Below are 12920 nucleotides of genomic sequence, written 5' to 3'. Positions count from 1 at the left end.
CCAGTTGATAGCGGAAATCGAATAAAATGGTTGCCTTTGTCTGGAGGCCAACCTGTAAAATCTGAATCAAGTCAATTGCTTATGGTTAGGAAGGAGTTACAAGTTATGAGGAAAAGAATTGTTGTTTTTGTCATTGCAATCGTAGCCGTAGTCGCTGTGCTAGTCGGTTATAATGTCTTTCAGCGGACGCAATCAAAAGATTCTGCTGGGATATCGCAGGTGTCCCGGACTAATCAGGGAAAATCAAAACAAAGGCCCAAAAAGAATGGGAAAGTTTTAATTGTCTATTTTTCGCGGAAAAAAGGCGTTTCGGATGGACCATTGAAAATCGGACATACTAAGGTGGTTGCTGATTTTATCCAGCAGCGAACTGGTGCGGATGAATATGAAATCAAGGCTGCCAATCCATATCCAAAATCTTTTAAGGCCACTGCAGATCGTGCACAGCAGGAGCAAACCGATGATGCACGTCCAAAAATCAAAAACAAATTACCGAATGTCAAAAAATACGATACTGTGTTTCTCGGTGCACCAGTGTGGTGGAGCGAGTATCCAATGATTGTCCGCACATTTATGGATGGTGTGGATCTCAACGGTAAAAACGTCGTGCCGTTCACAACTCATAAAGGCTCTGGGATGGGGAGTGCACAAAACCAAGTTGAGAAGCAATATCCAGATGCTAATGTGTTGGAAGGAATTGGTATTGAAGGTGAACAGGCTGAGAATTCTCAGAAAGAAGTTGACCAATGGCTCAGTAAGATAGGCTATTAGGTGGTTCTTTGTACTCAGCAACGATGAATCACAAAACGATTGAGCGTTCAAAAAATACTGTCTGGAAATTCTGAAAATAATCACGGTTTAAGACGTAGATTGCCGGTTTAAATCTGTCAACCACATTCCGGCCATTGCCAAGAATACCTGGAAGCCAGTGTAGGTGGACTTGCTTATCACTGCACATTTACGGTCACTTATCTTCCTAAGCTGGTTGTTTTTGAACTTAGAAACTGACGTTCTTCAAACATCTATAATGCTAATAATAACCAGAACAATGCGTGGTTTGATGTTTATTAGCATTGTGTGAGACCTCAATTGATAAAACATCTCAAACTGTTCACGAAATCTTCACAAAATTAGCGCGTTTAAAAAGCGATTGCACCGCAACTCAACGGTAATGCAATCGTTTCCGAGGCCAATGGTTGCCGAGCGCACACTTTTAGCCTAAGATAGTAACGTAATAATTTAAAACGTGTCACGGAATCCGAATCCTAATTAGGCGTCGGGCATCCGTGACCCTTTTTTTCGAGGAAGTGATGGTTCGTGTTCCACATTGTGATGCAACATATCCATGGTCGCGCGCGCTGGGCGTTTTTCTTAGCATCGCTGATCATGTTGGGGGAAGTCTTTTGCGACTTGCAACAACCAACCTTGATGTCAGAAATCATTGACCAAGGCTTATCGAAGGGGGACTTGAATTTTGTCATCAGTCACGCGGGATTGATGCTCCTATTCGCCGTCCTGGGTTTGATTTTTGGCGGTGCGTGTGGGGCACTCGGTAGCTACGCTTCATTAAAAATGGGGGAAGCACTGCGGAGTCATCTGTTGACGGTGGCCTTAAACGACCGTCAAGCGGGCTCCTTACCACCCGCCACACTGATTACGCGGATTACGAACGATGTGACTCAGATGCAGAATTTAGTCATGATGGTCACGCGGGGGTTAGTTCGTTCACCAATGCTGTTGATTGGTGGGGTCGTCATGTCGATTATCGTGTGTCCAGATTTAGCCCCAATTTTGTTCGTGGTCATGCCGATTCTGGTGGTGTTTTTGTTGGTCATCGTGCGCTTGAGTGTGCCTAAGTATACGGCGATGCAACAGTCCGTTGATCATATCAACCAAATCATGCGTGAAAATCTGCAAGGGGCCAAGACCATCAAGTCGTACGTTCTGGAAGACCATCAACACGCTGATTTCACGACCAGCAATCAGCATCTCCAACAGACCAGTCAAACTGCGGCGATGGCAACAGTACTCTTGTCACCAGTCATTCAGTTGATGCTGAATCTTGGGGTGGTCGTTGCGCTCGGCTATGGCGGACAATTGGCGATCAGTAATACGATCAGTAACGGCCAAATTATTGCGTTCGTCAACTACATGATTCAAATCACGAGTGCCATGATTCAGACGGTCAACATCATCACAGCGTTCTCACGGGCGATTACCAGTGCAACGCGGGTCCAGGCAGTGTTAGATATGGCCGCCTTTCAGGTTGCACCTGCCCAAGTGGCCGCAGTGGCTGATGTGAAACCGCATGTTAGCCAAATCGAATTCGACCAGGTGTCGTTTGGCTATCAACAGAGTCGCCCGATTTTGGACCATGTCTCGTTTACCGTTCCCGATGGTCAGTGGTTAGGCATCATTGGCGCGACGGGGGCCGGCAAAAGTACGCTGATCAACTTATTGACGCGTCGTTTTGATGATTACCAAGGTACGATCAAAATTGGTGGGGTGGATATCCAGCAGATGGCGCTCTCGACTGTCCACGCCGCCGTGGCTGTCGCGCTCCAGGACTCGTTACTGTTCTCAGGCACCGTCCGTAGTAATCTGACTTATGGCCGCCCTGATGCCACGGACGCCGAGTTAGCTGATGCGACGGCTATCGCGGATGCGCAACCATTTATCGCACAATTGCCGGCTAAGTATGACGCGCCGGTTGAGCAGGCTGGTAAAAACTTCTCAGGTGGCCAACGTCAGCGATTGAATCTCGCACGGGCGATCGTCCCAGCGACCGACATTTTAGTTTTAGACGATGCCACCAGTGCGGTCGACCAGAAGACCAATGCGGCCATCAAGTCCCGGTTGCGTGAACAACGAGCGGACAAGACGACCCTGATTATTTCACAGCGGGTTACCAACGTCATCGACTGTGATCAGATTCTCGTCCTCAATAATGGTCGTTTGGAAGCCATTGGGACGCACGCCGAACTGATGCAGCAGTCGCCATTTTATCGGCAATTAGTCACGACTCAGTTAGGAGGTGCGGCAGATGCAAATGCATAGACGCGGACCACGAAACATTCATCCAGAAAAAGTCCAGTTGACTAACTGGCGTGCAACGTTGACGCGGATGTGGCAGTATCTAGCCGCCTTCAAGGGCCGGTTGTTCCTGGTCTTCCTGTTCACGATTGTGACCACCGCAGCCACGATTATTGGTAACCGGGTCAACGGGATCGTGATCGATCAATATATTAGTAAGAATCGACTACGCGCCCTGATGCTGGTTTGTGCTGGCTTAATCGCCATGTACCTGATCAGCAGTGTCTTTACTTACTTTCAAAATTCCGTGATTATTAAGGTCGCGCAACGAACGAGTGCCCAGATTCGGCAAGATGTGTTTACCAATCTGCAACGGTTACCGATGCGCTACTTTGACCGTCACGACAATGGGGACGTGATGAGTCGGCTGACCAATGATGTTGATAACATCAACACGGCCTTGATGGAAACGTTCGTCCAACTCTTTACTGGAGTCATCAGTGTGATTGGGATGGGCATCGCGATGCTGATTTTATCGCCGCTCTTGACGCTGATTGCGCTGTTGAGTACGGTCGCCACCTATTTCTTCTCAAAAGGAATCGCCAAGTTGACCCAACGGGCGTTCATGACTCAGCAACAAGCCTTAGGGTCGCTGAACACCCAAATCGAGGAGTCGGTTTCTGGCAAACAACTCGTGCAGCTTTTTGACCATACTGAAGCGACCATGCAGACGTTTGACCAAGTTAACGCGACTTATACCCGTGCCGCATTTCGTGCCCAGGCCTTGTCGTCAGTCATTGGGCCGTTCAACAACATGACCAACAATATCGCCTACTTATTGATTACTGCGATTGGCGCCTTATCGATTATTGGTGGCTATGGACACATCACGGTCGGCATCATTTTCACGTTTCTGATTTATTTACGAAATTTTACGGGTCCGATTAACAACGTGCTGAATTTAATTAACACCTTGCAATTATCACTGGCGAGTGCCGAGCGGGTCTTCGAATTGATCGATGAACCCCAAGAGCAGGATCAACCCGGTGCCGTGGCATTACCACAGGCAACCGGTCACGTGACGTTTGACCACGTCTCATTCGCTTATGATGAACGGCCAATCTTGAAAGATGTTAACTTGGTCGCCAACCCAGGCGAAGTCGTCGCCTTAGTTGGGCCGACTGGCGCTGGTAAAACGACGATCATGAACCTGTTGACGAACCTGTACCCCTTAAAAGCGGGGCGGGTCTTGCTAGATGGGCAAGATGTGACGACGATTCGCCGCGCAGATTTACGTCGTTAGGTTACCGTTGTCCAACAGGAGTCGTTCTTATTCACGATGTCGATTCGTGAAAACATTCGTCTGGGACGTCCCGACGCGAGTGACGCTGAAGTCGTGCAGGCGGCCCAGCGTGCCCACGCCGACCCGTTTATTCGCCAACTGCCGGATGGCTACGAGACGATCCTCAGTGAAAACGCGAGTCAGCTGTCGCAGGGGCAACGCCAACTCCTCAGTATTGCACGGGCTTTTATCACGGAAGCACCCGTCCTGGTACTGGATGAGGCGACGGCGTCCATTGATAGCCAGACCGAAGCGGACGTACAGGCGGCAATGGCTGCGCTGATGCGTAATAAGACTAGCTTCGTGATTGCCCACCGCTTATCCACGATTCAATCGGCCGACCAGATCTTAGTGATCAATGATGGCCGCGTCATTGAACGGGGCACACACCAACAACTCCTGGCCGCAGATGGGTTTTACGCACAGCTGTACCAGAGTCAGTTCGAGTAATACCTGCTTAAAATAGAACGCGTCATGCTAGCCTCCGCTATGTGCGGTGTGCCGGTATGACGCGTTTACTGGTAATGACGCATTGTGCTAGTTATTCTTTAGCATTAAAGATGATTAAAACGTGCCAGTTTGGATTACTGTTCGTCAGCGTTGTTCGTCCTAGTCCGACTTCCGGGGCCGGCTGACAACGCTGGAACAGGGCGGACATCGATTTGAACTCACGCAGAAACCCGCTGCGCAATTTCAAATACGAGTCTTCTTCTAGCCCGGGAACCCCACCCGGACAAGAATAATTTCGCCCTTGAGCATTGTCAGCCAGCCCCTACAGTCGGGAAGCCGTTCGAATGGCGGATGAACGGCCACCCATCTGGGTGCACTTGGCCGCTGAATATTAGGAGACAGGTCCTTCGAGCAAACTTTGAATTGGCAATAAAACTCATCTGGAATTTGCAGGTCAAGATTTTGTTGAGCGGATCTAATCGAAACTGCCTTGTTGGTAGATGACAGGATTACTAATTTGAAAACGTATCGAGTAAGGGATAATAATCTAGACACTCCTGTACTGACGGCACTAAACGATTGCCTAATGATTAAGAAAAAGTTTCGACAAAACAAATCTGACAGTCAGATAACCGCTGTACGGTTTGATATGAATCAGTGATCAGTCTTTAAAAAGTTGGGTCCGCACATGTCTGTCTTTCGAATACAATCCCCGGCTGGAAGGCGTTCTGGCGTAGCTAACCGGAAGTCCCAGTCTGACCCGAACACGTTTCATCCATACTGCAGCTAACGTGGAAGACCAGTATTTAATACGCGGGCTTTCGGCTTAAATCTGTGTCCATCGCGTTCCAGCGTTGTCAGAAATGCCTGGAAGCCGGACTAGGAAGCATCCACCACAGCAAGTTTACGGTAACTCGCACTGTTTCCAGCGGGTTTTCAGCTGGCAGCTTTTGAACTTGGAAAACAGCTTGATTCAATCATGATTCATGACAAATAAACAAGCATGATACACAGAATGGGTGTTAAGAAATCGTTAAGCTAGTCTCAATTCGCAAACATTATCCTTGTCCTGGAGTCAGCTCCAGCATATAAGCTTGGTTTATTCAAAGTTAATCAGACGTGTTCAAAAGGCGACCTGACAGCCTGAACGGCGCTGTTGACTTGAGAATTTGGCGTGCTGGTCGGCAATTGTCGATTCAGATCAACGATACATGACCGACGCGCCCAACTAAATACTTAATCAAGTGGAGGAATTGCAGATGCAATCAATTAATTGGTCAACCGAATATTTACCAGGTCATACGGATAATTTTGTTTCAAATGAGGTCATTGCGGATGGCATTACCCTGGATGCGGTCTGGGAGAACCTCGTGGATACGGCAAAATGGACCACGTACTATGACAACGCCGCCAATATCGTTTTGGACGACCAGACTAGTTCCAAGTTGAAGTTTGCGGAACATTTTCGTTTTGATACGTTTGGCTTTCCAATCGATGCACAAGTGATGGAATTAGTTGAACCAACGGATGGCAAGACGGCTCGGCTGGCTTGGCATGGCTGGCAAAATGGTGATGCGGACACGCAGTTTGATGTCTATCACGCCTTTTTAATTGAAAAATTGGCTGATGGTCGGATTCGGTTACTGACCCAAGAATCACAGATTGGTAAACCAGCGCAAGATTTGGCCGCACAAACGCCTAATCCAATGTTAAATGGGCACCAAAGCTGGTTGGATGGATTAGTCCGCGCTGCTAAGAAATAAGGTATTAATTGTCCGTTAATGAAATCAGAATAGGAGTGTTTAGTAAAATGGCAAAAACATGGTTTATTACAGGAACATCGAGTGGTTTTGGTAAGGAACTCGCAACCGTTGTGGCTAAAAATCAGGATACTAACTTAGTTGCGGCTGCGCGTCACTTAGAAGATTTGGCTTATTTGGACGACTTTGATGCAGCGCGCATTGAAAAAGTCATCATCGATGTGACCGATGAAGCGCAGATCAAAGCGGGCGTTGCTAAAGCGCTCGAACGGTTTGAAACCATCGACGTGTTAGTCAACAATGCCGGCTTGGGTTATTTTGCGACGATTGAGGAAAGTGATATGGACCAGGTTCGCTATATGTTCGATGTCAACGTGATTGGATTAGCGAATATGACGAAAGCCGTATTGCCAACGATGCGTGCCCAACGCGCGGGTGTTATCATCAACTTATCGTCAGCATTAGCCCTGACAACCTTACCGACGATGGGGTATTACAGTGCCACGAAGTATGCCGTTGAAGGTTACAGTGATACGTTACGTCAAGAAGTTGCTGATTTGGGCATCAAGGTGATGGCGGTCGAACCGAGTGGTGCGCGGACGCAGTGGTCTGGACGTTCTTCACAAAAAGTGGTGCCAGCGATCAAGGATTATGCGGTATTTAGTGATTCCGTGGCCAACGTATCCGATTCGGTAACCCAAGCACCTGGTGACCCCAAGCGTATCGCCCAAGTGATTTTTGACCAAGCCAATGCCAGTGAGATTCCAGCACACTTACCACTGGGCGACTTTGCCTATCATGGTGGCTTGCAGAATTTGGAAGGCTTAGTGTCCGAAATCAAGTCACGCGAGGACCTTTCATTGTCAACGGATGACTAGTCACGGTAAACTAGTTGGGAAACGAATTGGGAGGAGTAGACGAGATGGCTTATTCAATTGGACAAGTTGCGGACCAATTAGGGGTGTCAATTGACACCATTCGGTACTATGACAAATCGGGACTATTACCCTTTGTTCAACGGAACTCGATTGGTCGGCGAACCTTTACCGACAATGACGTACATCTCATGCGGACGATCGTTTGTCTAAAAAACGCGGGGGTGCCGGTTGCGGAGATCGCCACCTTTATTGAACTGCGACTAAAGGGTGACGAAACCTTGTCGAATCGCTATCAGCTATTGAAGACGCACGAACAAGCGTTGCAACAACAGATTACTGATTTACAAGATACGATGAGTTACCTGAAGTTCAAGGAATGGTACTATCAGACTGCAACGGAAGCGGGGCATGAAGACATACACTTTGTCCCCGGTACGAATGAAGTGCAGCCCGATTTAGATCAAGAATATGACCGACATCTGAAAGCGACTGGTCAGCTTGAGGAACTCGCCCGTTTCGCCAACGTCAAGGACTACCGGTTACGGCGCCGGTAATTCGCTGAAAATGAGAATCAACTAAAAACGCGCCAGCTCTATTTTTGAGCGGCGCGTTTTTGCGTTTTGATGATGTTGTTGGAGCGGTATCGCGTCATGGTGGCAATTTTGGCTTGTTTAAAACGGACCATGTCGATTAAATGGCAGAGTCGCTGTCGAACGAGCTCAAGGTGGCGGGGTGACCGCGATAACAAGAGATCCGGCGTCAATGTGCTTCAGGCTAGCGAAACGAAGCTCAAGCAATCAACTGTAACACTTGTTGGACTAACGCTGTCGGTACCGGTTGTGTCAGCGGCAGGTTCAGGCGCTTTTGACCGGTTGGATAACCAGCGGCCTCAGCTGCGGCTAGCGTGGCTTCATCCAAATCAGCGGAAATACTTAGACTGACATGGGCTTTGTAGGCAGCGATGCTCACATATTGCTTATCACGTTGATAGAATGGAAAGTTCCATTTGATTTTCGCTTCAAAATCTGGCAGCTCAGTGGTAATGAGCTGCACGAGGGTGGTCAGAATCGGTTGAGCCGCTTCGGCCGCCTGATTGATGTAGGCGGTTGTATCAGTCACTTTAGGACGACTTGGCATAACTTAAAGGCTCCTTTATTTGCGAAATGAGTTCCGGCGCAACAACCAAATAGTGAGGGCGCACAGGGCCACGGCAATGACCACGGTGATTTCCCAGCCAAACGGATTCTTCATGAATGGCAGGTCGACGTTTTGTCCGAAAAAGCCGAAGACAATGTTGGGCATCGTTAAGACAATCGAGAAAATCGTTAGGACCCACATCGTGTTGTTCAAGCTATTATCGAGAATGTTCGAGTAGGCGTTGGACACCCGGCCGATGATGTCTGAAGCAATATTGGCCATTTCTAGCCCCTGTTGTGCTTCGACGATAATATCATCGAGTCGCTCTAACTGGGCAGCCGAGAATTTGACGGGCACAAACCGTTTCAGCGATTGCAACATGTCGTTATTGCTCTTGAGGGACGTGAGAAAATAAACTAAAGTCGTTTCTAAGTCCATCAGTTGAATAATGACCGAACGTTGAATCTGCTTTTTCATTTTTAATTGAATGTCCTGCCGTTGCTTGTTGATTTTATTGATGGCCGAAAAGTACTGCCGTGAGAGCTTGTACAAGACGTTAAAAATATGGTCGTACGGATGCAACACGTCTTCCCAGTCGGCGTCGATTTCGTCGGCTAACATGTCTTCAACAAAAATCGTATTGTCGGTCGTGAAAGTCAGCAGCGTGTGGTCGATCAACATGAAGCTGACCTGGGCGGTGTAAGTCCCTTCCTCGGCGTCTTCTGTGACCACGTCAAAAATAATTGTCGTGATGGCACTCTTGGCGTCATATTCCAACCGGCCACGTTCGTGTTGGTCGGTCGCGTAACCTAACATTTCGTCGGTAACGTGTTCGTCAGTCACGAGTTGGTGATAGTCGTTTTCAGTATAATTATTAACAGCGACCCAGCGAAAATCGTCGCTTAGTTCATGGACTTTTATCATTGTTTTTACTTCCAGCATTTTGAGATATCTTCAATTTAACATGAGTTGCGAGCCAACGCAAAAGAAGTTTCAATGAGACCGTCTTAATGGACAGTTGTCCGGCTTAACTTTTCACACCATAACTGATGACTGCGACTGAAGAGTGCTAGCAATAAGTCATAACTGACGATCAGTAAAATGACTGACACGAGGACTAGGTAGACATCTAACCGGTTGAGCGTCGCACTCGGGACGTTTCCCAAACGATTGAATAACCACAAATCTAAGAATAGGAGCGGCAATCCAATCAAGTAGAGACCGCCGTAATGGATTAGCAGTTGCCAGAGACTGGCGCGTTTGCCGTCCGTAGTCACGATTTGGCTGTTGAGTAGTCGTCCGCCCAGCATCTTGCCTTGCCAGCACCAAGCGGGGAGGAGGAAGAACAGGACGATGTCGACGACGTATAACCAGCGAAAATCATGTGGCAATGGCCAATTGAAATGTTTGACTAAGACGAAGTAGACAGTATCAAAAGCCGCAATTGCGAGCCAGTCGATCACTAGCGCACCGATTCGGCGCCAATTGATGGGATGTTCTTGCCAGCGCAGTCGAGTGCTGTGGTCGCGGTTACGCCACTGATTTGGAATCAGGTGTAAGCACCAAGCCCCAACAATGCCACCGAGGGTATTCATCATTAAGTCATCGACGTCAAACATGCGGTATGCTCGCGAATAATAGCCATAGAGTCCGGTCAACTGGGTCGTTTCGAAGAACAGCGAGATCGCGAAACTCGTCAACGTAATTAACCAGAGCGGCCAGCGATGGCGCCATTTTAAGTAAGCGCCAATCGGCATAAATAAGAGAATATTGAAGAACGGTTGGAAGAACGTATCGGATTTAAACGCCGCCAACCACGTACTGGGGTCCCCGAGTTCAAACGGCGTGAGTGCTTTCAACTGTGAGAGAAAATAGAAAGGTTGTAAATTATAGGTCGCAGTTGTCAGGCTCGCCACGGATGAACGGGTCGGCAGTGGCAGAATAATGAGTAAGTATGCCGCAGCCACGTACCAAATAAAGGAATAGGTACTGATTAAGTTACGTTCACTCAAGGTTTGCCGAGTCCGGAGTTGGACGGTCAGAATAATCATGGCTAGTAACAGTGTCATGATGGGTAGCGCTAGAATAACGATATGCACGGGTTCCAGCAACGTACTGACAATATGACTGGAAAGTGCAAGTTGATAAAGCTTGGTGATAAGTTCGTGCATGGCTGGTCCCCCCTTTGGATTCACGTGGTCTTTAACTAATGTTGACTATATCATGGTATAAAGAAATTGTGACGTTTAATATAAATAAATTAGTAAATTGTTAGACTTTCGCGGTTTCTCCGCACTCACGCTGATTGAAATACACCAAGTTGGATTGCTGTTCGTCAGCCGAGTCTGCGTCCTAGCCCGACTTCCGGGGCTGGCTGACAACGCTGGAACAGGGCGGACATCGATTTGAACTCACGCAGAAACCCGCTGCGCAATTTTAAATACGAGTCTTCTTCTAGCCCGGGAAATTCACCCGGACAAGAAGAATTTCGCCCTTGAGCATTGTCCGGCAGTCCGGACAGTTGGGAACCCGCTCGAATGGCGGATGAACGGCCACCTATCTGGGTGCAAGTGATCACTGGATATTAGGTACGCGGTCCTTCAGGCAAACTTTTAATGTGGAACCGATGATGCCTTAGGGGATTTAGGTGCTGATAAGATCACACGAATATCGTTCACTATTCTCAATGTCACAAATTTGATACTGTTCTTGAATTTAGTCGTTGAAATAATCTTCGTTCAAAATTCCAAATTTTGTCATCCCAGGCGATTAGACAAAATCTGTACAACCTTCAGTAATGCTGAAGGTTCGCAGAATTGAAATACAGCAAGATTTCCTAGAAGATCGCCAGTCTTACAGCAAAATGCCAACATGGCGTGTACAAAATATCAACGACCAGTTCATTTAAAATTGGGTCCACAAATGTCCACCTTTCGAATGCCATCCTCGGCTGGAAGGTGTTTCTGACAATGCTCAGCGATGAAATTCCACTTAGCAAGCGTCTTGTGCTTGGTTAGTGGAAGACCAGTATTTAAGACGTGGTTTGTCGGCTTAAATCTGTGTCCATCGCGTTCCAGCGTTGTCAGAAATGCCTGTAAGCCGTCGTAGGACGGAAGCACAAATCAGGTTTACGCGAACTCGCCTTACTTTCCAGCGGGTCTCAGCTGGCCGCTTTTGACCTTAAGCTTTCTAACCATAATTCATAAAGAACAGCTGACACGAGTTTGACCAATGCTTGCGTATCATAACGAAGTATGGTTGAATAAACCTAATTTATGAGAGGGTGATGAGGGTATGTTAATGGATGGACATACGCATACGGAATTATGTCCGCATGGGAGTGGGGAAGCGACGGAAAAGATGGTTCAGCGGGCGATTCAGTTAGGATTTAAACGCTACTGCATCACGGAGCACGCACCGTTGCCGCCAGCATTTCGTGAGCAATATGAAGGGACACTCGAAGGTTATACGGAAGCGTCATTGCGTTTGGATCAGGTCGAGACGTATTTGAACTTGGCCAACGAACTCAAAGCCAAGTATGCTGATCAAATCGAGATCTCCGTTGGGTTTGAAGTCGACTTCTTACCGGATCACGTGGCCTGGACGCGGGACTTTTTGAATACTTATGGTCCGCAGACGCAGGAAAGTATCTTGTCCGTGCACTTCATGCGGGGCTTGCGAGCGCATTTCTGGTGTGTCGATATGTCGACCGATGATTTTGCGGCGGGGTTTGGGCAGTGGCTCAAGACGCCCCAACGCGTGTTTGAACAGTATTATCGAACCGTCTTAGCGTCAGTCCAAGCAGACTTGGGCCCGTACGCACCGCAACGAATCGGTCACATGAGTTTGGTGCGTAAATACCAAGATTACTTTGGGCTAACTGAACCGCTGGATGCCGATAATCTCAAATTAGTGGATCAGACATTGGCGCTAGTGCAGCAGCAGGGACGGCAGTTAGATTTAAATTTGGCTGGACTCTACAAACCATTTTGTAATGATTTTTATCCTGGTGAACAGATTCTACAACGTGCGCAAAAGCGGGCTATTCCGCTGGTTTACGGCTCGGATGCCCATGACATTGCCAGCGTCGGTCGTGGCTATCATCTCATAAAAAAATTAATTAAGGGTTGACAGCCGTCAGTTTAGTGATTACAATGAATTATAAATTAAATGACTAATCAAATTTTAATAAACGGTTGTGATTAGAACAAGTAATGAAGTCTTCCTCATCCAGAGAGCCCGGGTAGCTGAGAACCGGACAGACAGGCTTAACGAACACACATCTATGAACTGCTAGGGTGAACCAGTCTTATTAGCCTT

Annotated in this window: 9 protein-coding genes and 1 pseudogene; 7 read left to right on the top strand and 3 right to left on the bottom strand. The window is 47.8% G+C overall.

Going from position 1 to position 12920, the window contains the following annotated elements; genetic code table 11:
• Positions 1 to 105 precede the first annotated feature (105 nt).
• The 6 genes and pseudogenes from KGF70_RS07460 to KGF70_RS07435 all read left to right on the top strand — a co-directional run bounded on the left by KGF70_RS07460 (position 106) and on the right by KGF70_RS07435 (position 8017).
• A complete protein-coding gene (locus tag KGF70_RS07460) occupies positions 106 to 771 on the top strand; it encodes a flavodoxin (RefSeq protein WP_216768350.1) in 666 nt (221 codons plus the stop codon).
• Between the two features lie 546 nt (positions 772 to 1317).
• A complete protein-coding gene (locus KGF70_RS07455) occupies positions 1318 to 3057 on the top strand; it encodes an ABC transporter ATP-binding protein (protein ID WP_216768351.1) in 1740 nt (579 codons plus the stop codon).
• Positions 3044 to 4825 (top strand): annotated as a pseudogene (locus KGF70_RS07450) (ABC transporter ATP-binding protein). Before KGF70_RS07455 ends, KGF70_RS07450 begins: the two are co-directional and overlap by 14 nt.
• Before the next feature lie 1259 nt (positions 4826 to 6084).
• Positions 6085 to 6588 carry a polyketide cyclase gene (locus KGF70_RS07445; RefSeq protein ID WP_088770977.1) on the top strand — a complete coding sequence of 168 codons (504 nt, stop codon included), beginning with the start codon at positions 6085 to 6087 and terminating at the stop codon, positions 6586 to 6588.
• A 47-nt stretch (positions 6589 to 6635) separates the two neighbouring features.
• A complete protein-coding gene (locus KGF70_RS07440; protein ID WP_216768353.1) occupies positions 6636 to 7463 on the top strand; it encodes an SDR family NAD(P)-dependent oxidoreductase in 828 nt (275 codons plus the stop codon).
• A gap of 44 nt (positions 7464 to 7507) precedes the next feature.
• Positions 7508 to 8017: a MerR family transcriptional regulator gene (locus KGF70_RS07435; protein ID WP_216768354.1), complete on the top strand. Its 510-nt coding sequence runs from the start codon at positions 7508 to 7510 to the stop codon at positions 8015 to 8017.
• Between the two features lie 235 nt (positions 8018 to 8252).
• Here KGF70_RS07435 and KGF70_RS07430 read toward each other — a convergent pair whose 3' ends face one another.
• The 3 genes from KGF70_RS07430 to KGF70_RS07420 form a co-directional block, all read right to left on the bottom strand.
• The gene (locus KGF70_RS07430; RefSeq protein ID WP_216768355.1) at positions 8253 to 8600 is read right to left on the bottom strand and encodes a DUF1801 domain-containing protein; all 348 of its coding nucleotides are present in this window, start codon (positions 8598 to 8600) and stop codon (positions 8253 to 8255) included.
• Between the two features lie 15 nt (positions 8601 to 8615).
• Positions 8616 to 9524, bottom strand: a complete 909-nt coding sequence (locus tag KGF70_RS07425; protein WP_050339515.1) for a magnesium transporter CorA family protein — start codon at positions 9522 to 9524, stop codon at positions 8616 to 8618.
• 83 nt (positions 9525 to 9607) lie between these two features.
• A complete protein-coding gene (locus tag KGF70_RS07420; RefSeq protein ID WP_216786426.1) occupies positions 9608 to 10771 on the bottom strand; it encodes a VanZ family protein in 1164 nt (387 codons plus the stop codon).
• Between the two features lie 1123 nt (positions 10772 to 11894).
• Here KGF70_RS07420 and hisJ point away from each other — a divergent pair.
• Complete coding sequence (hisJ, locus tag KGF70_RS07415) at positions 11895 to 12731, top strand: histidinol-phosphatase HisJ (protein ID WP_216769663.1); 837 nt, start codon at positions 11895 to 11897, stop codon at positions 12729 to 12731.
• Positions 12732 to 12920: the final 189 nt, after the last annotated feature.

It is taken from the genome of Lactiplantibacillus sp. 7.2.4 (assembly GCF_018991185.1).
In the GTDB taxonomy this organism is placed as follows: Bacteria; Bacillota; Bacilli; order Lactobacillales; family Lactobacillaceae; genus Lactiplantibacillus; species Lactiplantibacillus pentosus.
The sequence above is the reverse complement of the archived record's forward strand: the minus strand, read 5'-3'. Positions and strand labels throughout refer to the sequence as shown.